The 25,281-nt window shown below is 65.2% G+C and carries 14 protein-coding genes; 4 read left to right on the top strand and 10 right to left on the bottom strand.

Features of this window, described 5'->3' with window-relative positions; translation table 11 throughout:
* Positions 1 to 25: 25 nt before the first annotated feature.
* Positions 26 to 5,086 carry a polyketide synthase Pks13 gene (pks13, locus tag R3P93_RS09555; RefSeq protein ID WP_317532905.1) on the top strand — a complete coding sequence of 1,687 codons (5,061 nt, stop codon included), beginning with the start codon at positions 26 to 28 and terminating at the stop codon, positions 5,084 to 5,086.
* A gap of 3 nt (positions 5,087 to 5,089) precedes the next feature.
* Entirely contained in the window at positions 5,090 to 6,634 is a 1,545-nt protein-coding gene (locus tag R3P93_RS09550; protein ID WP_094638927.1) for an acyl-CoA carboxylase subunit beta, read from the top strand.
* Positions 6,635 to 6,793: 159 nt separating this feature from the next.
* On the opposite strand, the gene R3P93_RS09545 is transcribed toward R3P93_RS09550, so the two are convergent.
* The 7 genes from R3P93_RS09545 to R3P93_RS09515 form a co-directional block, all read right to left on the bottom strand.
* Positions 6,794 to 7,765, bottom strand: a complete 972-nt coding sequence (locus R3P93_RS09545; protein WP_068054628.1) for a hypothetical protein — start codon at positions 7,763 to 7,765, stop codon at positions 6,794 to 6,796.
* Between the two features lie 326 nt (positions 7,766 to 8,091).
* A complete protein-coding gene (locus R3P93_RS09540; RefSeq protein WP_068284288.1) occupies positions 8,092 to 11,409 on the bottom strand; it encodes an arabinosyltransferase domain-containing protein in 3,318 nt (1,105 codons plus the stop codon).
* Positions 11,410 to 11,485: 76 nt separating this feature from the next.
* Positions 11,486 to 14,689, bottom strand: a complete 3,204-nt coding sequence (locus tag R3P93_RS09535; protein ID WP_394855276.1) for an arabinosyltransferase domain-containing protein — start codon at positions 14,687 to 14,689, stop codon at positions 11,486 to 11,488.
* On the bottom strand, positions 14,667 to 16,436 hold the full coding sequence (locus R3P93_RS09530; RefSeq protein WP_317532903.1) for a glycosyl transferase: 1,770 nt from the start codon (positions 16,434 to 16,436) through the stop codon (positions 14,667 to 14,669). The genes R3P93_RS09535 and R3P93_RS09530 overlap by 23 nt, the downstream gene beginning before the upstream one ends.
* 105 nt (positions 16,437 to 16,541) lie before the next feature.
* Positions 16,542 to 17,732 carry an NAD(P)/FAD-dependent oxidoreductase gene (locus R3P93_RS09525; RefSeq protein WP_317532902.1) on the bottom strand — a complete coding sequence of 397 codons (1,191 nt, stop codon included), beginning with the start codon at positions 17,730 to 17,732 and terminating at the stop codon, positions 16,542 to 16,544.
* The gene (locus R3P93_RS09520; protein ID WP_317532901.1) at positions 17,733 to 19,121 is read right to left on the bottom strand and encodes a cytochrome P450; all 1,389 of its coding nucleotides are present in this window, start codon (positions 19,119 to 19,121) and stop codon (positions 17,733 to 17,735) included. It abuts the gene before it with no gap.
* A gap of 23 nt (positions 19,122 to 19,144) precedes the next feature.
* Positions 19,145 to 19,465 (bottom strand): 2Fe-2S iron-sulfur cluster-binding protein, encoded by a 321-nt coding sequence (locus R3P93_RS09515; RefSeq protein ID WP_317532900.1) that lies wholly within the window; start codon positions 19,463 to 19,465, stop codon positions 19,145 to 19,147.
* Positions 19,466 to 19,562: 97 nt separating this feature from the next.
* Between R3P93_RS09515 and R3P93_RS09510 the strand changes: the two genes are divergently transcribed.
* A complete protein-coding gene (locus tag R3P93_RS09510) occupies positions 19,563 to 20,573 on the top strand; it encodes a helix-turn-helix domain-containing protein (RefSeq protein WP_317532899.1) in 1,011 nt (336 codons plus the stop codon).
* A gap of 11 nt (positions 20,574 to 20,584) precedes the next feature.
* Here the strand turns inward: R3P93_RS09510 and R3P93_RS09505 are convergent, their stop codons facing one another.
* From R3P93_RS09505 to R3P93_RS09495, 3 genes are read right to left on the bottom strand one after another with little or no spacing between them, the layout of a single operon-like run.
* Complete coding sequence (locus R3P93_RS09505) at positions 20,585 to 22,474, bottom strand: galactan 5-O-arabinofuranosyltransferase (RefSeq protein WP_317532898.1); 1,890 nt, start codon at positions 22,472 to 22,474, stop codon at positions 20,585 to 20,587.
* 5 nt (positions 22,475 to 22,479) lie between these two features.
* Complete coding sequence (locus tag R3P93_RS09500) at positions 22,480 to 23,244, bottom strand: decaprenylphospho-beta-D-erythro-pentofuranosid-2-ulose 2-reductase (RefSeq protein WP_121871831.1); 765 nt, start codon at positions 23,242 to 23,244, stop codon at positions 22,480 to 22,482.
* Positions 23,241 to 24,692 carry an FAD-binding oxidoreductase gene (locus tag R3P93_RS09495; protein ID WP_243610621.1) on the bottom strand — a complete coding sequence of 484 codons (1,452 nt, stop codon included), beginning with the start codon at positions 24,690 to 24,692 and terminating at the stop codon, positions 23,241 to 23,243. The genes R3P93_RS09500 and R3P93_RS09495 overlap by 4 nt, the downstream gene beginning before the upstream one ends.
* Before the next feature lie 47 nt (positions 24,693 to 24,739).
* On the opposite strand from R3P93_RS09495, the gene R3P93_RS09490 reads away from it, so the two are divergent.
* Positions 24,740 to 25,258, top strand: coding sequence for a GtrA family protein (locus tag R3P93_RS09490; protein WP_317532897.1), 519 nt, complete (start codon positions 24,740 to 24,742; stop codon positions 25,256 to 25,258).
* Positions 25,259 to 25,281: the final 23 nt, after the last annotated feature.

Raw genomic sequence — 25,281 nt, 5'->3', positions numbered from 1 at the left:
TTCCTCCGATACGACTTGGTGAGTAATGGCTGAACAAGAGACAGACAAAATCGAGCGCGTGGACGGCGGAGACCTCACGGTCGCGCAGCTGCGGGACTGGCTGCGCAACTGGGTAGCGGACGCGACCGGGCAGCCGGCGTCGGCCATCTCCGACGACCGCCCGATGGAGGAATTCGGTCTGTCCTCTCGCGATGCCGTCGCACTGAGCGGCGAGATCGAGGAGTTGGTGGGGGTCACGCTGACCGCCACCGTCGTCTATCAGCACCCCACCATCGCCTCGCTGGCCAAGATCATCATCGAAGGCGAGCCGGACGAGCCCGTCGGCACCGTGGACGACGCGTTCTACACCAGCGGCGTTCAGTCGGGCGATGCGCACGACGTCGCGATCGTCGGCCTGTCCTCCCGGTTCCCTGGTACCGGACAGACTCCCGAAGAGATGTGGTCGCTGCTGATCGAGGGCCGCGACGGCATCACCGATCTGCCCGACGGCCGCTGGCAGGAATTCACCTCCGATCCCGTCATCGCTGCCGCGGTGGCCGCGACGGTGACCAAGGGCGGTTACCTCGACGACGTCAAGACCTTCGACGCCGAGTTCTTCGCGATGTCGCCCAACGAGGTCGTCAACGTCGATCCGCAGCAGCGACTCGCGCTGGAACTGACCTGGGAAGCGTTGGAGCACGCGCACATTCCGGCCAGCTCGATCAAGGGCAGCCAGGTCGGCGTCTTCATCGGTAGCTCCTCCAACGATTACCAGCTCATCGCCGTCAGCGACCCGGCCGTGCACCCGTATGCCCTCACCGGCACGTCCACCGCCATCGTCGCCAACCGAGTGTCGTACTTCTACGACTTCCGCGGGCCGTCGATCGCCGTCGACACCGCGTGCTCGTCGTCGCTCGTCGCCGTGCACCAGGCGGTGCGCAGTCTGCGTACCGGAGAATCCGATCTTGCCGTCGCCGGTGGCGTCAACATGCTGCTCGCACCGCCCATCACCGTCGGATTCGGTCAGACGGGTGTGCTCGCGCCCGACGGCCGGATCAAGGCCTTCTCCTCCGACGCGAACGGCATGATCCGCTCCGAAGGCGGCGGACTCGTCGTGCTCAAGCGACTCGAAGACGCCGAGCGCGACGGTGATCAGGTGCTTGCCGTCATCGCCGGCTCCGCGATCAACCAGGACGGCCGCTCCAACGGTCTGCTGGCACCGAACCCGGACGCACAGGCCGACGCGCTGCGGTTCGCCTACCGCGACGCCGGTATCAACCCGTCGGGCGTGGACTACATCGAAGCGCACGGCACCGGAACCATTCTGGGCGATCCGATCGAGGCCGACGCTCTCGGTCGTGTGGTCGGCCGTGGTCGCGACGCCGACAAGCCGGCCCTGCTGGGATCGGCGAAGACCAACTTCGGACACCTCGAATCGGCCGCAGGCGCAGCAGGTTTGATCAAGGTCGTCCTGGCGATGCAGCAGAACAAGCTGCCTGCGTCGCTGAACTACGTGGGCCCCAACCCGTACATCGACTTCGACAAGGCGCACCTGAAGGTGATCCCGGAGGCCACCGACTGGCCGCGGTACACCGGCAAGGCCGTCGCAGGCGTCTCCGGCTTCGGATTCGGTGGCACCAACGCGCACGTCGTCGTCCGCGAGTACGTCCCGGGCGAGACCTCGGCCGAATTCGATCCCACTGCAGTGGATCCCGAGGCCGCCGTGGTGGAGGGCGTCTACGAGGAACAACTCGATTCCGAGACGACGAGCCCGGTAGCCGAGGCCGAGTCCGTACTTTCCGACGCTGAAACAGGTTCGGAGACAGTGATTCTCGCTGTGTCCGCGGCCCTGCCCTCGCGTCGTAAGCGGGCCGCATCGGAACTGGCCGACTGGCTCGAAACCGAAGAGGGCAGCACGACGCCTCTCGTCGACGTGGGCCGCACGTTGGCTCGCCGCAACCACGGGCGTTCGCGCGCAGTGGTTCTGGCGTCGACCACAGCCGAGGCCATCGCCGGATTGCGCGCCATCGCCGCAGGCAAGCCGGGCCCCGGTGTGTTCTCGGCAGATTCGCCCGCGTCCAACGGGGCGGTGTGGGTGTTCTCCGGCTTCGGTTCGCAGCACCGCAAGATGGCATCGCGGCTCTACCGCACCAACGCGGTGTTCGCCGCCGAGGTCGACAAGGTCGACGAACTGCTCGTCGACGAGGCCGGTTACTCCATCCGCGAGATCATCCTCGACGACTCGCAGACCTACGAGTTCGAGAACTCCCAGGTCGCCATCTTCGTCATCCAGATCGCCCTGGCGGCAACGCTTCGCGCGCACGGTGCCGAGCCGGCTGCCGTCATCGGACACTCGATGGGCGAGGTCGCGGCGGCATACGTTGCCGGTGGCCTGAACCTCGAAGACGCAGTGCGCATCATCTACGCCCGTTCGCGCCTGCTGGCCGAGGGCCAGGACGGACTCGGAGCCGCATCGCAGGGTGCCATGGCTCTCGTCGAGTACACCCCCGACGAGGTCAAGACCCTCACCGATCAATTCCCCAACGTCGAACCGTGCGTCTACGCAGCACCGACGCACACCACCGTCGGAGGACCACGCGCCGAGGTCGAGGCCCTCGTCGACATGGCCGAGGCCGCAGGCAAGATGGCCCGCCTGCTCGACGTCAAGGGTGCCGGACACACCGCGGCAGTCGATGTGCTGCTCGGTGAGTTGGCCGCCGAACTCGCCGGAATCGAACCCGGCAAGCTCACTGCCGGGGTCTACTCGTCGGTCGATCGCGAGGCCCACTATCGCGTCGGGCATGCGGCGATTCACGGCGTCGAGTACTGGACCAAGGGAATGCGTCATCCGGTCTGGTTCACTCAGGCCGTCAATGTCGCTGTGGGAGACGGTCACACGACGTTCGTCGAGCTTGCTCCCAACCCTGTCGCGCTGATGTCGGTCGCCGCCACTGCCTGGGCTGCAGGCGTCGCCGATTCGACTCTGATCCCGACGCTCAAGCGCAAGGAGGACGAGTCCGAGACCTTCCTCTCCGCGCTGGCGCAGCTCTACGTCCACGGGCACGCCCTGGAACTGGCCACGCTGTTCGAGTCCGGCCCGTACGCGCCGATACCGCGTACCGCGTACCTGCGCAAGGAGTTCTGGCTGAACTCGCAGGTCAGCTCCAGCGGCAACGCGCGAGTTCCAGGTGCCCGAGTCGCCTTGCCGGATGGCCGCCACGTCTGGGAAGTTCAGGCCTCGGCCGTCACCTCGTTCGATGCATTGGTCACGGCCGCTGCATCGCAGGTGTTCTCCGATGTGGCCCTGGGCGTTTCGGTGTCTCACGCTGCAGTGCCGAAGGTGGGCACTGTCGTCACCACGTTGACCTCGCATCTCGGTGGCGCATCGGTTCAGGTGCACGCACACGAGGGCTCGGCGTTCACCCTGCTGCACGAGGCCGTCGTCAGCTCCGGAGATGCGCGCCCGGAACCCGTTGTGGCGGTGGAGGAGCGATCGTCGTCCCCCATGGAGGAGTTGCCGGAGGTCGTCGAGACCTTCGGTGACCGTTGGGATCCCAACGGCAATCAGAAGCTCGAAGACCGCTTGGCCATCATCGTCGCGGAGTCCATGGGCTACGCGCCCGAGGATCTGCCGCCCGAGGTTCCGCTGATCGAGCTCGGCCTCGATTCACTCAGCGCTGTGCGGATCAAGAACCGGGTGGAGTACGAATTCGACATTCCCACAGTGCAATTGCAGGCCGTGCGCGACGCGAACCTGCGTGAGGTGGAGAAGTACCTGCGCTACGCGATCGAGAACCGCGACGAGGTGCAGGCACTGGCCGACAAGCAGGCGGCGGAGAAGGCAGCCGAACAGGCTGCCGAGAGCGGTGCGGCAGCTCGCGAGGAAGCGTTGGACACCGCTGTTGCGGCGCCCGACGCTGCGGTACCGAGCGCCGAGTACCAGCCTGCGCCTGCTGTTGCTGCTCCGGCGGTTGTTGCTCCGGCGCAGACCGACCTCGGCGGCAAGGAAGCGTTCGCCGAGGCTGCCGGGTCCGACGTGCCTCCGCGCGACAATGCCGAGCGGATGACGTTCGCGACGTGGGCTGTGGTGACGAAGGAATCGGCCAAGGGCATCTTCAACACCCTTCCGATCCTCGACGACGAGACGGCCGAGAAGCTGGCTGCTCGTCTGACCGAGCGGGCCGGCGGCGAGATCACCTTCGACGACGTCCTGGACTCGGAGACCATCGAGCAGCTCGCAGACAAGGTTCGCCCGCACCTCGAAGACGGTGAGATCGACGGCGTCGTACGCAATCTGCGTGCCCGCCCCGAAGGTTCCACCGCCACACCGGTGTTCGCGTTCCACTCGGCCGGTAGCTCCACCGTCGCCTACGAGCCCTTGCTGAGGAAGCTGCCCGCGGGCACTTCGATGTACGGACTCGAGCGCGTCGAAGGACCCATCGCCGTGCGAGCCGCGGAGTACGTGCCGCTGATCAAGGCGATCCAGCCCGAAGGACCGTACGTGTTCGTCGGCTGGTCGCTCGGCGGCATCCTCGCCTACGAGGTGGCGCGGCAGATGGAGGAAGAGGGGATCGAGGTCGCCTACGTCGGGCTTCTCGACACCGTCATGCCCGGCACGCAGATCCCGGACACCAAGGACGAGGTGCGTAAGCGCTGGGAGCGGTACGCGGCGTTCGCGAAGAAGACGTACAACGTCGATTACCCGATTCCGTACGACAAGTTGGTGGACTCGGACGACGAGGGGCAGATCCGCATCATCACCGATCTGGTGAAGCTCAGCGGCGCGAAGATCCCCGGCGGCATCATCGAGCACCAGCGCACGTCGTGGCTCGACAATCGGGCGATCCAGACGGCCGAGCTCAAGAAGTACGGCGGGCACGTGACGCTGTACATGGCCGACAAGTACCACGACGACGCGATCGCCCTCGAGCCCGCGTACGCCACCCGCGAAGAGCACGGTGGATGGGGACCGGTGGTCGAGGACCTCGAGATCGTGTACGTCGGAGGCGATCACCTCGCCGTCGTCGACGAGCCGTACATTGGAAAAATTGCGGCCCATTTGTCGAAGACGCTCGAGAACATCGAGTCTGCAAGAACCGGAGCGTAGATCTTGAGTGGCACCACTGCGGAGAAGCTGGCCGAACTACGGACGAAGCTCGAACAGGCCAAGGAGCCGGCCGGCGACATCGGCGTAGCGAAGCGCGCGAAGAAGGGCATCCCCAGTGCCCGCGATCGCGTCAATTCGTTGCTCGATCCCGGCAGCTTCGTCGAGATCGGCGCACTGGTGAAGGCCCCGAACGATCCCGGCGCGCTCTACAGTGACGGCGTCGTCACCGGCCACGGAACCGTCGACGGCCGCCCGATCGCCGTGTTCTCGCACGATCAGACCGTGTTCGGCGGAACCGTCGGCGAAATGTTCGGTCGTAAGGTCGCCGGCATCATGGACTTCGCGATCAAGATGGGCTGCCCGGTCGTCGGCATCAACGACTCCGGTGGAGCTCGTGTGCAGGACGCGGTGACGTCCCTGGCCTGGTACGCCGAGCTGGGTCGACGCCACGAGGCGTTGTCCGGTCTGTGCCCACAGATCTCCCTGATCCTCGGCAAGTGTGCCGGCGGGGCCGTGTACGCGCCGATCAACACCGACATCGTGGTCGCCACCGAAGAGGCGTACATGTTCGTCACCGGCCCGGAGGTCATCAAGTCCGTCACCGGTGAGGACGTCAGCCTCGACGAACTGGGCGGTGCGCGCGTCCAGGCTGTCAACGGCAACGTGCACCATGTGGCAGCGGACGAGAAGGCTGCGTTCGAGTGGATCCGGAACTACCTGAGCTACATGCCGTCGAGCTGCCAGGAAGAGTCGCCGGTGATCAATCCGGGGCTCGAGCCGGAGATCACCGAATCCGATCGCAAGCTCGACTCGTTCATGCCCGACGCCGACAACGCCGGTTACGACATGCACGACATCATCCTGCGAATCTTCGACGACGGTGAATTCCACGAACTCTCGGGCCAGACGGCACCGAATGTCATCACGGGTTTCGCCCGCGTCGACGGCCGGCCGGTGGGAATCGTCGCCAATCAGCCGATGCACCTGTCCGGAGCACTCGACGCCAAGGCAGCGGACAAGTGCGCCCGCTTCATCCGGCTCAGCGATGCCTACAACATTCCGATCATCTTCCTCGTCGACACACCCGGCTTCCTGCCCGGCGTCGACCAGGAGACCCTCGGCGTCATCCATCGTGGTGGCCGCTTCATCTTCTCGTTCGTCGAAGCGACGGTGCCGAAACTGACTGTGGTGATCCGTAAGTCGTACGGCGGTGGATACGCGGTGATGGGCTCCAAGCAGCTCGGATCCGACATCAACCTCGCCTGGCCGACCGCCCGCATCGCCGTCATGGGTGCCGAAGGTGCCATCAACATCATGAGTCGCAAACAACTCGCCGAGGCCGGAGAAAATGCACCGGCCCTGCGCAAGCAGCTCATCAACTTCTACAACGAACACGTGGCAACGCCCTGGATCGCCGCCGAGCGTGGCTACATCGACGCGGTCATCGAGCCCTCGCAAACGCGCCTCGAAATTCGCAAGGCCCTGCACATCCTGAAAGACAAGGAAGTGCACAAGAGTCCACGGAAACACTCGTTGCTTCCGATCTAGGCGGACTGAAGTGGTGCCCCAGCCCTCGCGGGGGTCGCTTCGCTCCCGTTCGCGTCAATGGACCACTGCACTGCCCAGACGTATGCAATGGTTCATCCACGTGGGGTGGACTCGGCGTCGATGGACCATTGCACTGCCGAGACGCATGCGATGGTTCATTCACGCGCGGGCACCGGTAGATTCACGCGGCACCATCACCACATCCGGTCGTGGTCTGGCGAGAGCGTGCTGGAAGTTCCTCCGTAAGTCTTCGAGCACCTGTGTCGGCCGATCGCGGATGTCTTGCGGTGAATGGGACACGACGATCAGGCCGTGCGCCTGCATTCGATTGCGTCGGGCTTGTGTGCGCTGGTAGTCGGCTGGTGACAGATGGTGGGTCACGGAATCGATTTCACGTGCCAGCGCCACGGCGTCGATCCAGCCGTCCGTGTTGGCGATGAACTCTCCGCTTCGAGCGTAGATGTCGCAGTTGTGCGTCATCGCTGGCAGCCCGCTGGTTCGGTACAGGCGTTGGTCCTCGAGTTCTGCCACCGAGTGCGCGTTGTCCCGTAACTCCAGAAGTACGCGGCGGGTGAGCGCGCTGTAGCGGCGCGGCCCTTCGGCCAATTCGGTGGCGATCTCGTCGATGGACACGCCGCCTCGTTGGAGCACCTCGGTCAGCAAGGCGACGCACCGTGCCTCGGACTTCGCGGCCCGTGTGGCGTCGACCAATGAACGCACCAGAGGAGCAACTCGTATGCTGCCCTTGGTGATCGGCTCGGGAATCCGCCACGTCCGCTCTGCTCGGACGAAAGACACCGATGCCCGACGCATCTCTGCGGGTAGCAGCAGATGAACCTCCCCGGCGGATCCGTTGGTCCCGTATCCGAACGAATCGAGTCCGACGCAGCCGGTGATCATGCTCGTCGGTCCGCCGTATGCGAGCGCCGCCGCTGAGCGTTCGAGCGTCGACGGATGACCGTTGCGCAGCAGTACGACACCCGGCAGCAATCGCTGCCACGGACCGCCGGCCGCGCATCTGCTGTCGATCGCTGCGTCACTCACGCCCGCCTCGCGAAGCTGCCGACGCGTCACGACGCCGGTCGAGCTGAGGTCGAACAATGAACCTGCGTTCCACAATCGTCTTTTCATGCCCGAAGAGTGAAATCCGGCACCGACACGTTTGTCGCGTTCAGGTGCTGTCGCAGCCTCTCTGTGGATGGTCGACCAGTCTGTGGATGGATTGGCCTTCACCAGTCGCGAGTTGCCAAACATTGTCGGGCTCGGATGTTAGGGCCGGCAGATGGAGTCCTATGAAGCCCGCGGTCCTTGCCCCCCCACCGGAGGGTGAATGGACCACCTACGCGCTCAGACGTATGCAACGGTCCATTGACCCACTACGGGCCGAAACGTGGATGGACCCTTGCACGGTCGAGACGTGTGCAAGGGTCCATTGACGCGGAGCGGCGGGTGGGAGGTCAGTCCTCGAATACGCGCAGTTGTCCGTCTTGGTACCAACCTGATCGGGTGACGTCGGCGGTGTCGAGTTCAGCGGGCACTGCGCTCGGGTAGTACTGCTCGTAGCGTTCCAATGAACCCCAGTCCCTGGCCCAGTCGTTTTCGAGGTAGGTGGGGACGGTGACGGGCTTGGCGAGTAGTTCGGACCAGCCCAGTGGACCGCCGTTCTCGCCGGATTGCCAGGTGTCGGTGGAGCTGACGGCGAGTGGGCGGTCGGGGAGGATGCGGTATCCGGGCACCTCGGCGACGCCGTTTCGGTGGTCGAAGGGGCGTTGGCACGGGAATTGCAGTCCGACGGCCCAGTCGAGCAGCACGGGTTGTTCGCTGCCGATCATGGTGTTGAGGTTTTCCATCACGGGCACCCGCGGCGGAGTGAATGCGAGCCATTGGTCGCCGGTGAGGTTGGGGTCGTTGGCGACGATGCGGACGGCGTCGGCGTCGGGTGCGATGTCCGCCAACGGGATTCGGAGATTACGCCACGAGGGTGCGGGTCCGATGTCGCGTGGCAGGTAGGTGCCCTGGGCCTGGACGCTACCGTCGGGCTGACGCTTGCCGTATTCGAGCAGTAGCGACTGTCCGTAGGTGAGGGCTCCGGTGTCGTCGTAGGACCAGATGCGTCCGGCTGCGGAGAAGACGACCAGCGGTGCGTCGTCGCTGCGAGCGGGTAGTTGGTACCAGCTCGACGTCGCCTCCGCGGGCTCCTGGACGCCTTCCTGGTAGGAGCCGAGGACGGGGGTGGTGGCTGGGTCGAGGCCGAAGGGCAGGGCGGCGGAGGAGCCGTTGACGCCCACTTCGCCGGTGCCGCCTGCGGTTCCGGAACTCTGGCCTTCCTCGAATGCTGGCCCGACGGACTGCTGATCGGTATTGCCTTGTCCTGGTTTGACTTCCACGGCGTCGGCGCTGAGGTCGCTGGGAACACCGTTGGCGGTGAAGTTGCGCAGTGTGCTGCTCGATCCGCCGAGGGGGCCTGCGACAGGGTCGAACTCTTCCGGCAGTGGGCTCAGTACACCTGCGTTGGGGTTCGACTCGACGAGGACGTCGTTTGCGAGTCCGCACGAATTACCCAGCACCGATTGCACGTTCGACCGGGCCAGCGAGTAGGCGGGGTACTGAGAGACGGCTCCCTTGACGAGCGAGAGCACCTCGAACAGCACCATGATTCCGGCGATGACGGTCAGCGGCGCGGCGGCGAACTTACGGATGCGTTGACCGCGCGCAGACGTCGGTTTCGGTTGCGGCGGAGCGTATCCCTCACGCAAGTACTGGAAAGCTGCAATGGCGAGGACCAGTCCGAACAGGATGAGGAACAGGGTGCCCGACTCGTTGCCGCCCAGCGAGACCGTCTTGTCGAACCACGGCACGCCGTAGCTCGAGACGTACCAGTAGCCGTTGATGCCCGAGAACGACAGTGCCAGAACGAACATCAGTCCGGCGGCGAACAGCGATCGGTTGCGACGCGAGCGCAGGGCACTGGCCGAGACGGCGACGGCCGTCAGTGCCGCCAGTCCACCGGCGATTCCGGCGTAGGAACCGAAGTGGTGAGTCCACTTGGTGGGGTTGAACATCATGAAGAAGATGGTGCCGAGGACGACGCCGAGCAGACGCCACGCCGGCCCGTTCGCAATGCCGGGGATGCGTCGTCGACGAAGCAGCACGAACAGTGTGGTGAACAGGCACAGGATCATCGTCAGGAACGCGAAGCGGCGTGCGACCGAGCCGTCGACGGTTTGGACGAAGAGGTAGTAGTACCGCAGGAAGTCCTGGTACCAGGCCTCGTTGGGGCCGATGATGGTGCGGACTCGGGTGGACTCGATGACCGTCGCGTACGTCTGGTCGGCGAAGACGACGACGAGTACCAGTACGCCTGCTGCTGCCAGCGGGGCCAGCATCGCGAGGGTGCCGACCTGGCGGTGGCGTCGGACGACGATGCGTGCGATGGGCCGGGCCCCGGCGAGAAGTGCTGCCACACACATCAATCCGGTCGGCGCTGCGGCGAGGGTGAAGGCTCCGATCAAACAGGCTGCGGCGGCGGGCAACAACCTGCCGGTGGCGATGGATCGTTCCACCGAGCACCAGGTGAGCAGTGCGCCGAGGGCGACGATCGGTTCGGGACGCAGTCCGTTGTTGTACGGCAGCCAGAAGGCGAGGAACACCAGTCCGCCGGTCCACAGGGCGACGTTGGATTTGCGCACGGCGCGGCCGAGGCGCGGGACCACCTCACGGCTGATCACCATCCAGCACAGGACGCCGGCGATGAGTGCGGGCAGTCGCATCCACGGGCTGGCGGTAGAGATCTTCGCGAACACGGCGAGCACGTCGTAGTACCAGCCGAACGGGGCTTCGGGTACGCCGAACCAGCGGAAGTAGTTGGCCATGTAGCCGGAGTGGTCGGCGGCGCGAGCCATCGTGAGGAGATAGCCGTCGTCCGAGGTGTTCGCGCCGACGAAATGCCAGCCGACCAGAACGCCGAGGACGGTGACGTCGACGCCGGTGAACCTCCACCAGTGGGAGGGGAAGAAGCGGCGGTGCGCGCGACCGTCGGTGCCGTCGAGCCGTCCGAGTGCGCCGATGGCCAACAATGTGCAGGCGATCGCGAGGATCATGATCAGAGACTTGAGCAACGTCGGCGACGACGAGAAGCGGGAGTCGACGTCGACGGTGACGGACATGTCGGCCGGGGCCGCGCCGCTGAGATCGCTGAAGATGCCGACGACCTGGGGGCGTAGATCGCCGTCGAGCCTGCCTTGCAGAGGCTGGCCGTCGTCGTCGGTCAGTCCGGTGAAGGCCGCGGAGGTGTACTCGTCGTTCGAGGTGATCTCGATGGCCGCGCAGCGGGTGCTCTCGACGTCGGCGCGCGGTGCCGTCGCGACGACTACGTTGCGGTCGAGAACGTCCACGTTCGATTCGCCCACGCGTACGAACAGACTGTTCAGTGCCGCGCCTTCGCCCTGAGGGGGCGCAGTCGCCAGCAGTAGCCCGCCCGACGCGGGGAGTGCTGCGACGGCAGAGCACGGGAGGGTCGCGGTGAGGCTCAGGGGTGCCTGGGACACCAGCGGGGCGTCCACGTCCTGCAGGAGGCCGTTCTGCGGCCATTCGATGGTGGCCGTTGTCTGAGTGACGGGTGCGAACGGAGTGATCAGCGCGAACAGAACACCGAGCACGCCGGCCACCATGGCGATCAGCCGGGGAACTCGCACCTGAGCACGAAGTTCGTCCGAGGCTCGCAGTGGAGCGGGGACGGGTGGACCAGCTGATGAATCTGTCACGACGTCGGGCACGAGAGTCGATGTTATGCGAGCGTGACGAAGAGGTCACACAGGCACCGTCCCCGGGAATAAATGCAGAACCAGGGAATCAGTCTGTTTTCATCGGTCCGTCGCTGGCCAATCCGGACCGAGACTGCTGCTCGACGGCGATCTCGGCCGTTGTCGCGTCAGGATCGAGTGGCGTGTATCTCTCGATGGATCCCCAGTCTCGGGCGTAGTCGTCGGCGAGGTACGACGGCAGTGTCTCCGCACCGAGGAGCAGTTCGGTCCAGCCGAGCGGGCCGCCGCCGATCGAGTCCTGCCAGGCATTGGTGGATTCGGCACCGGTGCGGTCGGGCAGGATGCGGTACTTCGGTACCTCGGCGACGCCGTCGCGATGATCGAACGGACGCTGGCACGGAAACGCGAGTCCGACGGCCCAGTCCAGCATCACCGGATCGGTCGATCCGACCAGTGAGTTCAGCGTCTGCGTCTTCGGGACGCGCGGCGGGGTGACGGCGAGCCATTGATCGCCGGCCAGGTCGTTGTCCTCGGCGACGATGCGCACGACGTCCGCGTCGGCGGGAAGGTCGTTCATCGGCACGCGCAGGTTGCGCCACGACGGCGACGGACCGATGTCGAGCGGGGTGATGCGTCCCAGCGCGATCACGTCACCGCCGTCGCGGCGTCCGTATTCCAGTTCGACGCGTTGGCCTTCGGTGACGATGCCGTCCTCGTCCACCGATCGGATGCGGCCGGCGGCGGCGATGGCGATCAGGTCGCCTTCCTCCGGCAAGGCGTACCAACCGGAGGTCAGGGATGCGGGCTCGGTGGCTCCGAAGCTGCCGAGTACCGGTGTGGTGCTCGGATCGAGGCCGAACGGCAGTGCGACTGTGCTGCCGTTGATTCCGACGTTCTCGGTGGTTCCGCCGGAGGTGCCCGCGGAGTTCGACGAAGTGGCCGCCGCGCTCTGTTCGGAGTCCTCGGGGCGGATGGAGTTCGCGCTGCCCTGCGCGGTGTCCTCGGAATCGGCCGTCAGGTCCTGGGCGACGCCGTCGGGGGTGAATCCGGTACTCCCACCGGCACCGAGTGCGTCGGCTGCGGGATCGATCGGTTGCAGGACCGAGCCGTTGACGTCGGTCTCCACTTGTACGTCACCGGCGAGTCCGCACGAGTTTCCGGCGAGGGCAGAGAAGTTCGAGCGGGCGATGGAGTACGCCGGGTATTGCGCCACAGCGCCTTTGACGAACGAGAGCACCTCGAAGGCCACGACCCCGCCGGCGACGATGGTCAGCGCGGACGGCGCGAAGCGTCGACGCGTGGTCGGTTCTTCTCTGCGATAGGGCAATCGGACGTGCTGATAGGCCGCGTAGAGCAGCGTCAGCACCGTCAGGCCCAGCAGGATCGTCGAAAAGCCTTTGCCGGCAATGGACGGCGGCTTGTCGAACCACGGAATGCCGTAGCTCGAGACGTACCACCACCCGTTCGAGCTGGTGAACGCCACCGCCGTCAGGAACAGGACAGCGGCGGTGAACAGTGTTCTGTTGCGCGGAGATCGGACGGTTGCAGCGGTGACGGCAACGGCAGCCAGCGCGGCCAACGACGCCGCGAGACCGGCGTACACACCGAAGTGGTGGGTCCATTTGGTGGGCGTGAACATCATCAAAGCCAGTGCGCCCAGAATGATTCCGAGGATCCGACGCGACGGTCCGGTGGCTGTCCCGGGGATGCGTCCGTTCTTGCGGAGCATCACCGCGATGCAGACGACGATGCACAGCAGCATCGCGAACATGCCGAATCGTCGGGCGAGCGAGCCGTCGGGAGAAATGGTCATCAGTGCGTCCCAGCGGACGCGTTCTTCGAACCACGGCACGTTCGGTCCGATGGCCGAGCGCACTCGGGTCGCTTCGAGGACCGTGGCAAGAGTCTGGTCGGCGAAGATCGCAATCAACACCGCCAGTCCCGACGCGACCAGCGGCGCGAGAACGGCGAGCAATCCCACCTGGCGAGCTCGCTTGACCACGATCATCACCAGCGGCCGCAGGCCGGCGAGCAGGGCGGCGACGGCGATCAGTCCGGTCGGTCCGGCGGCGAGGGAGAACGCGGCGATCAGGGTGCCGATGGCGGCGGGCAGGAGTCGTCCGGTGGCGATGGCGCGTTCGATCGAGCACCACGTGAGCAGTGCGCCGAGGGCGATGATCGGTTCTGGGCGCAGGCCGTTGTCGTAGGGCAGCCAGAAAGCGAGGAACACGAATCCGGCGGTCCACAGCGCGACCCGGTTGGTGAGAACTGCGCGACCGAGGCGGGGGATCACCTCGCGGCTGATGACGAGCCAGCACAGCAGCGCCGCGATGGTGGCGGGCAGGCGCATCCAGATGCTGGCGGTGCTGACCTTGGCGAGGGCGGCGAGCATGTCGTAGTACGGCATGCCGAACGGCGCCTCGGGGACGCCGAACCAGCGGAAGTAGTTGGCCATGTAGCCGGCGTTCTCCGAGACGCGGGCCATGTTGAGCAGGTAACCGTCGTCGGAGGTGTTCGCGCCGATGAAATGCCACAGCACCAGCACGCCCACCACGACGGCGTCGACGCCGGTGATGGACTTCCAGCGTGACGGGAGGAAGCGGCGGTGGCGTCGACCGTCCATGCTGTCGAGGCGATGCAGCGCGAACAGGGAGGCGATCACAGCGAGTGCGCCGACGATCATGGCCAGCAACTTGAACGTGGTGGGGCTCGAGGAATAGCGCGAGTCGATGTCGGCGCGCACGTTCAGGCCGTCGACCGGTGCGGTGAGGTCGGTGTAGACGCCGACGACCTGCGGGCGGACGTCGCCGTCCATCGTGCTCGTGTCGCCGTCGAGGTCGACGATCGTACTGGTGGCGCTGGACGAAATGCTCAGCGAACAGTCGGCGGACAGCTCGGACACGGGAGCCTCGGCGAGAACGCGATCACGCAGCAGCACCTGCAGTTGGTCGTCGTCGACCCGCACGATCAGTGCCTTCTGCTCGGTCTTCGCAGCTTCGATGGGTGCGGTGGAGATGAGCGTGCCGCCGTCGGTGAGAGCAGTGGCCGCGCTGCACGGCACGGTCGCCTCGAGGTCGACGGGCGAGTAGCTCACCAGCGGGGCGTTGACGCTGCCGAACGAGCTCTGCGGCCACGACAGGGTTGCGACGTCCTGCTGAACCGGCAGCAGGGGAGTCGCGATGGCCAGAATCGCACCGATGATGCCGGTGACGATCGCTACCAGTCGGGCGGTCACGATGTTCGGAGCGGTCTCGGGCACGCCGACGATGCTATGGGACGAGCGTCCGCACATCCCACACCCACACGCCACCGGTGTATCGAGGCTCGACACCGACGAGGTCGGTGACGGTGGTGCGCAGGGCTATGGTGTTCTTGCTCGGCGGCAGCACCACGACGTCGGCCTCCCAGAAGGCCATGTCCTGCGCAGCCTGACTGCGCTGATCCGTGGTGATCTCGGGGACGTTGCCCGAGTCGTAGACCGAGCCGAGCAGCAACGCCGTCGGACGGTCGACGGCCCCGTACTTGGCGACCTTGTCTTCTTTGTCGCTCGGTCCGACGAAGTATCCGGCGGCGAGCCTGAAGCCCATGTCGGCGTCCATCTGCCAGCGCAGCGGGCGCGCATCCTCGGGCCGTGGCAGCGGAACGGTGACGACGGAACCGTCGTCGACGTAGTTCTGCCAGTCACCGTCGGCGAAGAACTGCGGGGTCGGGGACTTGTCGACGGCAAGAAGCGGTGTCGGGATCAGGGGTACGAGCGCGAGTGCGAGTCCGGCGATCCAGAACGCAGGCAGCGGGCGAAGTCCGTTGCGAACGGTGCGGTCGGTGGCCAGAACGAGCAGCAGGGCCAGGGCGGGCACCGCGCCCAACGCGAAGCGGGTCTCGAGCACGGATTCGACGAGTGGGTACTCGGCGAGCTTCGTCCACGGCAGCGTGATGCCGGTGTCGTCCTTGCCGATCACCAGCGTTGCACCGAGCGAGAGCACGCTCATGACGATCGCGGTCGCGGCGGCAGCGCGGGCGCACGCGACGCGCCACATCCACACCGCTGCCACGAGGCACAGCACCAGCAGCGGCCAACCGAAGTACGCGTTCTCCTCGGTGGCGTTGATGCGGACGTTCTGCCCCGGCGTCGCCTCGCCGCCGAGGGATTGCGTCGGGAATTGGAACAGGGCCTTGGCGTCGTTGCCCATCGGTCCGTGTTCGAGGAACGAGTACGACTGCGGGCCGAAGAACTGCCACCACAGCGGAAATGCCACGAGCGTCAACGCGATACCGGCCGACACTGCGAGTCGGGGAACGGCGTTGCGGACGGCGGGCCACAGCGAACGCGGGCGCGACAGGTAGTAGACGACGGCGAAAATGGCGAACGACATCGCGAAGATCAGCAGGGGTTCTTCCCCGAGCAGGATCTGCAGCGCGACGATCAGGCCGAGTCCGACGGTGTTCTTGGTGGTTCCGCCGCCGTGTGCGATGCGCGTGACCAGCATGGCGATGACCGGAAGCAGGAACAGCACCACGAAATTGGGGTGGCCGTTGGCGTGGGAGATTGCGCCGGGTGCGAAGCCGCACAGCGCACCGCCCATGGCAGCGGCACCCTTGGACGCGTTGAGCTGACGAGAGAACAGCCAGTACCACGCGAACGCGGTGCCGGCCAGGCCGACGGTGAGGGCAATCGCCCAGGTCACGGTGGGTCCGAAGAGCAACGTGATCGGGGCAAGCGGGATGGAGATACCGAACATCGCCGTGTTCGCCATCAGATTCACCCCGAGCGGGTAGTTCTGCAGGTCGCTCCACAGCGGGTTGTCCAGTGAAGCAACCGAATGCGCGGCGACGGAGAAGAACCACTCCCACATCGTCTGGTCCTGGCCGCTGTTGTAGAGGTAGCCGCCACCCAGATTGCGCCATTGACCCTGCAGGACATACACGGCAGCGATCAGAAATCCGACTGCCGCAACGACGTCACCACGTCCGACGCCGGAGTGTCGAGCCGGTGCCGTAGTCGGCTGCCGCTCGAGAACGCTCTGGTCGTGGGTGGTCATCGCGTCGAGGTTACAGAAAGATCACGATGGGCGAAAACTCGAACGACCTGGGTCACACGGTGAGGATCGATGGCTCCCGGCAATACGAGCGGGCCGACATACAACCTATCCGATCAATTCCGCGCGTTCGATTGTGGAATGCTCGGCGATTTTCTTCTTGCTGTTCATGAAATCGCGCGGGCGGTTGATGCAGTCTGCGGCGATGAGTTGGCTGCTGCGGAGGTAGTAGCAGGTGAAGTCGCGATCGCGCTCCGGGTCGCCGTCGATGACGACCTCGTCGTATCCGGTGCCCAGTCCGGCGATCTGAAGCTTGAGGTCGTACTGGTCGGACCAGAACCACGGAAGCGCGGTGATGGTGGCGGACCCTCCGGTCATGGTCGATGCCGCCACCTTCGCGTGTTCGATTGCGGCGGAGACGCATTCGAGGCGAGCGCGTCGGGAGTAGCGTGGAACGTAGTAGGAGGCGCAGTCACCGGCGGCGACTATGTCGGGATCGTTGGTGCATGCCCGATCGTCGATGACGATGCCGTTCTCAACGGTGATTCCTGCTGATTCGGCGAGTTCGGTGTTGGGCACGATGCCCACTCCGATGACAACCAGATCTGCCGGTAGCGTGTCTCCGCCCGCCAGCACGACCTCGCGCACATGGCTGTCTCCGCGGAACTCCTCCACGAGGGCCTGCGTTCGAATGTCTACGCCCGCCTCGCGGTGGATTCGGGTGAAGAACTGTGAGACCACCGGTGCGGTGACGCGTTCGAGAACTCGCTCCGCAGCCTCGACGACGGTGACGTCGAGACCCGATGCCCGGAGGGACGCTGCGGTTTCCAAACCGATGTAACCGCCACCGACGACGACTACCCGTGTGCCCGGCGTCGCGGCCGAGCGTAGCGATGCGGAGTCGGCGGCTGTGCGCAGGTAGTGGATGCCCGCCAAATCTGCTCCGGGAGTTGTCAATCGGCGAGTTCGCGCGCCGGTGCACAGGGCGAGCTTGCTGTACGACTGCGTGACTCCGGTATCGAATGTGACCGTGCGAGCCTCACGATCGATGCTGCTCACCGAACCATCGACCAGCTCGATGTTCTGCTTGTCGTAGAAATCCGCTCCGCGGATGGCCATGGCCTCGAGGGTCGAGGTGCCGGCCAGATACGCCTTCGACAACGGGGGACGTTGGTAGGGCAATGTCCCCTCGTCACCGATGAGAACTATGTCCCCCGACCACTTCTCGCGTCGCAGATGTGCGGCGAGCTGAGCGCCGGCGTGGCTGGCGCCGACGATCACCGCGCGCTCGGCGCTCACTTAAGCCTGCTGCTTCGGGGTGAGGGTGACCATCATCTTGGAAATGCCTCTCACGAAGTTCGACTGCACGTACTCGGGCTTCCCAACCACCTCGATGTTCTCGAACCGGGTCAGAAGTTCTTCCCACAGGATTCGGAGTTGCATCTCGGCGAGTCTGTTGCCCATGCACCGGTGCACGCCGAACCCGAATGCGATGTGATTGCGTGCGTTCTTGCGGTCGATGATGAAGTCGTCCGGCCGATCGAAGACGCGCTCGTCGCGGTTGCCGGAGGCGTACCACATGACCACCTTGTCGCCCTTGCGGATGAACTGGCCGTTCAGGATCGTGTCTTCCTTCGCGATCCTGCGCATATAGGCCAGCGGGGTCTGCCAGCGGATGATCTCGGACACCATGCCGGGTACGAGATCGGGATTCGCCTTGAGCTTCTCGAACTGATCGGGAAACTCGTTGAGCGCCAACACTCCACCGCTCATCGAGTTACGTGTGGTGTCGTTACCGCCGACGATGAGCAGGGTGAGATTTCCCAGGAACTCCAGCGGCCGGTCGATGAGGTCCTTCGTGTCGTCGTTGGCTTGCAGCAACGAGATCAGGTCGAAGCCGGGCTCTTCTCCTGCTGCTTTCCGAGCGGCCTTGTCGTGCCAGAGAGCGCTCAGCCCCTTGGCCGCGTCGACCATGGCACCGAATACCTCGTCGTTGTCCGAGGGGCCACCGTTGGTCTGTTCCATTGACGTCGCCAGGTCCGACCACTCCACGAGCTTGTGTCGCTGCTCGTACGGGAAATCGAGCAACGTCGCCAGCATCCGCGCCGTGAGTTCGACGGACACCGTGCGAACCCAGTCGAACGGCTGGTTCACGGGAAGGTCGTCGAGGACTTCCTGAACCCGGGACCGGATCAGGTCCTCCATCTCGCGGAGGTTCTTCGGGGCCACCACCCCTTGGACCGCGGCACGCTGAGAGTCGTGACGCGGGGGGTCCATCGCGATGAACATGGCGATATCCATGAAGCGCGGGGGCTTGCCGATGATGATGAACGGCTCCGCCGAGAACACCTTGTGGTTCTTGTCGACAGCGATGATGTCCGCATGCCGGGTGACGGACCAGAAAGGCCCGAACGGGCTGTTCGGCTGGAAGTGCACCGGCGCTTCGTTGCGGACGCGCTCGAAGTACGACTTCCAGAGCCCCTGGCGGTACAGAAACGGGTTGCTCAGGTCGATATCGGCGAGATCGACGTCGTCGACCGGCGGTATGGGGGTCTCGGTGAACATGACCTGGCCGTCGGTGCGGGTCACGATCCGGCGCGTCTTGTCGTAGAGGTGCGCGCCGCGGATCTGCAGTTCCATCGGGATGATGGATCTCGCGGTGGTCGCGACGGTGTCGGCGATACTCATTGTTCTCTCCTCCGGTCCGCAGGTCAGATCTGGAATTCGGGAACGCGGACCGTCAAGCCGTCCCAGGATTCGCGCGCGGTCATCTGGCACGACAGCCGAGATGTCGGTTCACGCTCGGGGTTCATGGCGAGCATGTCTTCCTCGACCTCGTCGTTGGTGCCGACGACGTCGCTCCATGCCTCGTCGACAACGACGTGACAGGTTCCGCAGGCTGCTTCGCCGCCGCAGTCCCCGTCGATACCCGGGATGTTGTTGTCGACGGCAATCTGCATGAGGGATGTGCCCTCGGTCAGCGGTGCCTCGTGCTTCTCGCCGTCGTGCGTGACAAAGGTGACGTTGGCCATGGTGTTCTCCTCGCTGAGTAACTGTGTTCCAAGTCTCTCTGCGACGGGCTTTCCGAACCAGGCTCGAACGCGTCGATTTGTTGTTAATTTGGCTCACGTGGGAGTCGAGGAGTCCGGAGTGCCCCCGCTCGCCTTCGCGCAGCTGCTCGGTAGCGGCGCGCTGGGCGAGCGGGCCGAGGCGGCGTTCCGACGCATCTTGGTGCGTGACGGCGTCAGCATGACGGAGCTGATCACCCGCGACGGCCAGGTGCCGCTGCGGTGGTTTCGAGAGGTGTACCCGGAACTCGACCGCCAACTGGGGTTCCGGCTCGGCGCGACGTTCGCGCGATACGTGCAGCCCACGTCGTTCGGCCGTCTCAGTCTTCCGCTGATCAGTGCCGGATCGGTGGCAGAGATGGTCGAGTTGCTGGAGTTCCTACCTCTGATCTCCACGGCTCTCGCCGTGCACATCCACCACACCGATCGAGGGTTGACCATCGGACTCGCCGGGCGCACGGGGGACGACGGGCTCGACAGTATTGCTGTCGCGTACGCCGGTTCGTGCCTTCTTCGTTTGATCGGCATGCTCGCCGGCTCCGCGCACGCGGTCGAACTTCACCTCGATATCCCGACGCCGGTGCGGGATACGCTCGACGACGACGAGATCCGGCGGATCGTGTTCGATGCGCCGTCACCGTTCGTCTTCGTGCCTGCGGCCATCCTCGCCGAGGCATGCCGGTTCTCCGATTCGGTGTCGTATCAACTCGGGATCGCGGAACTGAAGAAGGCTGTCGACGGCCGTCGCGCGAAGTCGTACACGGACACCGTGCGCGCGCTGTTCGACACCGACCGCGACTGCACGAACAGTGCGCACTGTGCACGGAGAATGGCCATCTCGACCAGTTCCCTCAAACGGAAGCTCGGCAACGAGGGAACCACGTTCCGTGCGGTGCGCCAGGCGTTCCTTCAGGAGCGCGCGACCATGCGTCTGCTCGACAGTTCGGTGACGGTAGGGGAGATCGCCGCCGAACTCGGCTACAGCGACGTCGCCAGTTTCTCGCACGCCTTCACGCGATGGACCGGACGCTCACCGAGGGAATTTCGATCTCACACCGCATCGCCGAGGTAGTGCGTTCGCGTTCAACTCGTGCGCACCACCAGAGCGAAGGGGCCGATATCGGTCACGGTGAAGCGTGGGTCCTCGAACAGTGAATCGGGGAAGGTGACGGTGTAGCGGCGCACGTTCGGATCGTTGGGGTAGACGTCCTCGGCCAGTCTCAACGTATAGCCGTCCGCGCCGCGGCGGAACAGGAAGGCGTCGGGCGCACGCCACTGGCTGTTGTCGAGAGCGTCGATCAACTGATCGGGTGTCTCGAGTTCGGTCCACTGCTCGATGGCGCCGGCTCGCTGATCGAACTGCGCCAGTGGGTTGGCGTAGTGCGAGGTCAGTCCTTGGAAGCCGAAGTACGGGTAGTAGCTGAGGAACGACGTGTCCGCGGTCAGTACGACGGTCTCGTCGCGCGGACGCTGGGTCTGCTCGGTCAGGGCGGCGTCGACCTCGCGGTAGTACGAGACCGCGCTCGGTGGGCGCATGTCGGCGCGGTTGCCGTCGCCGTCGGTGTCGGAGTACGCGACGGTGATCTCGGTCTGCAATACCTGGGGGATGTTCTGCGCGTAGGTCATGGCACCGATGGCCGCTACGACGACAGCGGCGATACGGAACTTCGGCGGCTCGTTGATGGCCTGATAGATCGCGTGGCTGCCTTCGAGGAAGCCGAAAACGCCTGCGCTACCGAGCAATACGATCAGCACGGCTTCGAGGCGGAACGAGAGCAACGTGGTGCCCGCGGCCGTGGCGGCCATGGAGAGCAGCGTCCACAGGTAGATGGAGACGACGCCGACACCGAGTGCCTGCGCTCGGCGCGAGGACGAGAATCGAACCGCCACCCACACCGTGCCGATGAGGCTCAGTACGCCCATCAGGGAGAACTCGAACATCGGGAACGGAAGTGTCGCACCCGCTTCCGGTAGGTAGTGCAACGCCGTGCCCGATGTGCTCGGCGCGCCGCGCAGGAACTCGACCAGGTACGGCAGCCACACGGTCGCGGCGATGAGGCCCGAGATCGCGGCGATCGCGGCGACCTTGATCGCGATGGGAACCAGCACGTTCCAGGACTTCCGCTCGCGATAGGCGAGGACGGCGGCGAACAGCGCCATGAGTACGACGGTGAACGCCGCCAAACCGAGGTACAGGGTGTAGAACGTTGCGGCCAGGCCGAGGAAGAGCCCGGTGCCGACCACCGCTCCCCACCCGCCCGATGAGGTGCGGTGCAGCGCTCCCCAGGCGAGGACGAGCGCGGGAGCGAAGAGCATCACGATCACGGCGCTGTAGGCCTCGGGGGAGGCGTGGGCGACGACGAGTGCGGTGGTAACGGCGCTGACGGCGACGGCCCAGTCGGCTCGGATCAGGGCCTTCCACAGCACGAACGACACGACAGCGGTGACGGCGAGCAGCCCGATTGCGTAGGGCTTGAACACTTCCCAGCCGTCCATGCCCAGCAGATTGCCGACGCGTCCGCCGAGCCAGAACCAGCCGGCCGGGTAGAACGGCGGAATGTCTGCGTACGTCATGTCGCGCAACGACGCCGAATCCGTCAGCCGCGTCAGGTATTCGGTGCGAAACTCCTGGTCGACGGAGATGCCGAACAGGTAGAGCTTGGTTGCAGCCAGCGGCATCCCGAGGGTGACGGTGACGAATCCGCTCAGCCCGATCCACGCTGCGAGCCGAGCGATCCACGGCCACTTGTGAATCCGGTACAGGTAGATCGACGCGGCGAACAGTGCTGCGGCAACCACCTGCCCGAGCGTCGTGATGGCGCGGGTGACGTTGGACGAGTTGAACGCAGGCCACTGAACCAGTGAGAAGGCGTACAACCCGACCGTCGCCACCACGACGGCGACAAGAACACCGGCAGCGATCTCGCCGACGGCAGAGGCGGTTCTTCGAGCCGGTGCAACCCCGATTGTCATCGAAATCAGATGGGCAGCTTGCGGAAGATCGGCCGCGGTACGTGCCGCAGCACCATCATCACCAGACGCCACGGCGCAGGAGTCCAGATGAGCGGGGTGCCCTTGCGCGACGCGTTCACCGCAAGCTTCGCGATGACCTCCTTGTCGACCGTCATCGGCGCTTCCTTGACGTGCGCGCTGAACTTGGTGCGCACCATGCCCGGGCGAACGACGGTGACGCGAGGTCCGAACTCGCGCAACGCTTCTCCGAGCCCGAGGTAGAACCCGTCGAGTCCGGCCTTGGTGGAGCCGTAGACGAAGTTGGAGCGGCGAACCCGCTCGCCTGCCACCGAGGACATGACGATGATGCGGCCGTAGGCCTGCGCCTTCATCTTCTCGCCCAGCAGCACGCCGACCGAGACGGAGGCGGTGTAGTTGATGTTCGCGGCGAGGACGGCCTTGCGCTGGTCCTGCCAGAGCTGCTCGGCATCGAAGTCGACGGCGAAAGCCACGATGGCGACGTCGACGTCACCCTTGGCCCAGGCCGCGTCGATGACTTTCGGGTGCGAGGCGGTGTCGAGTGCATCGAAGTCGATGACGTCGACGGCCTTCGCGCCCTTGGCCGTCAGTTGTGCGACGGCACTTTCGCGCAGCGGATCGTTCGGCAGCGCAGCGAGGATGACACGTGCCGGGGACTTCGACAGGTACTCCTCGGTGATCGCGAGACCGATCTCGCTGGTGCCACCCAGAACCAGAATCGTCTGGGGGTTACCGACGGCATCTATCGTCACAGCAGTTCCAACCTTCTTGCCATATCGGAGGCGAAAACGCCTGTGGGGTCAACGGATCGGCGAACCTTGATCCATTCGTCGATCCGCGGGTACATCGAGTGGAACGTCTCGGCGTCGGTGCGCGAGTCCTTCGCGGTGTAGAGACGACCACCGAATTCGAGCACCCGCTTGTCGAGTTCGCGGACGAATTCGTTCAAGCCCGGCTTGATCGGGAAGTCGACGCAGATGTTCCATCCGGGAATCGGAAAGCTCAGTGGCGCTTTGTTTCCGGGTCCGAACAGCTTGAACACGTTGAGGAACGAGTAGTGCCCGGACTTCTGGATGTCGACGATGATCTTCTTGAACTCGTCGATGGCCTCCGGCGGCACCACGAACTGGTACTGCAGGAATCCCTTGGAGCCGTAGGCGCGGTTCCACTCACCGAACATGTCCAGCGGGTGATAGAACGCCGTCAGGCTCTGAACCTTGTTCCGGTAGTTGCCGGCCTTGCGGTACCAGACCTCGCCGACGGCGGAGAACGTGTACTTGTTGGCCAGGCCGTTGGGGAACACGTCCGGGAACGTCACCAGCGGTTTGGCGTTGAACCGCAGCGGGTCCTTCTGAAGTTTGGCGGGCAGCTGGTCCAGCGTTGCAAGCGATCCACGGGAGAGGGCTGCGCGGCCGAGCTTGGGCGGCGGAGCGACCGCGTCGAACCAGGCACTCGAGTAGTCGTAGTTGTTCTCGCTGCCGTCGCTGTGCAGGGCGATGGTCTCGTCGAGGGTGCTGGTGACGTCCCCGTCGGCGATGAAGTAGGCCGTTTCCGTTGGCGTCATCTCGATGGTCGCGCGCAGGATGATGCCGGTCAGGCCGTTGCCGCCGACCGTCGCCCAGAAGAGCTTGGCGTTCTTGCCCGACGGTGTCAGATGGCGGATCTGACCGTCCGCGGTGAGCAGTTCCATCGACCGGACGTGGTTGCCGAAGCTACCCGCGCTGTGATGGTTCTTGCCGTGGATGTCCGTGCCGATGGCACCACCGATGGTGACCTGACGGGTACCCGGCAACACCGGTACCCACAGACCGAACGGCAGCGCCGCTCGCATCAGCTGGTCGAGGTTGACGCCGCCGTCGACGTCGACGATCCGCGTCGACGCGTCGATGCTGTGAATGCCGTTCAAGGCGTTCATGTCGATGACCAGGCCGCCGGAGTTCTGCGCGTTGTCACCGTAGGAGCGGCCGAGGCCGCGGGCGATGACGCCGCGTCGGAGGTGGGCCGGCTTGGAGTCGTTCTGCTCGGCGACCTGCTTGACCGCGTTCGCGATGAGCTCGGGGTCGGAGGTCGAGAGCACCTCTCCAGTGGAGGGCGCAGTGCGGCCCCAACCGGTGAGTGTGCGGGTCTGCGTGGGTAGCGGCGCAGTGTTCCCGGCCTGTGGTTCCAGGGGGAAGAGTGCGTCGTCGGCTGTCGTGGACATCGCTCAAGAGGGTACCCGCACCGCAGCAGCGGCTAGTGTCAGTCCTCGTGTCCACCCCCGACCGCTCCGCAGAAGAAGGCTCGACGGGCGACGACTGGTCGCCCGAGAACGACGAGTTGCAGCATCACGTCCCGCTACCCGTCGAGTTGCCGCTGACCGGGAACATCGCCGACGCGGCCCTCGATCTCAAGACGCAGGTGGTGCGTTTCTTGGCGACCGGTGTGCTGTCGGCCATCGTCGACCAGGGCGTCAACCTGATCCTGCACTTCGTGTTCGGCGTCGGTGTGACCCTCGCCAAGGCCATCGGCTTCGTACTCGGAACGACGACGGCCTACCTGATCAACCGTCGCTGGACGTTCAACGCGGCCCCGTCACGGGCCCGGTTCTTCGCCGTCGTCGCGCTGTACGGAGTCACCTTCGCCGTCCAGGTGGGCATCTACACCTGGCTCTACCAGGCTCTTCCCGACGGCTTCTGGTACGCCAACGTGGCCTTCGTCATCGCGCAGGGCACGGCGACGGTCATCAACTTCCTCGTCCAGCGATTCGTGATCTTCAAAATCCGCTGAGTCGCGGGGTTCGGCCCCAAGAG

The sequence above is a fragment of the Rhodococcus cerastii genome, assembly GCF_033042195.1.
GTDB lineage: Bacteria > Actinomycetota > Actinomycetes > Mycobacteriales > Mycobacteriaceae > Rhodococcoides.
This window is presented reverse-complemented; position numbering and strand designations above follow the sequence as displayed.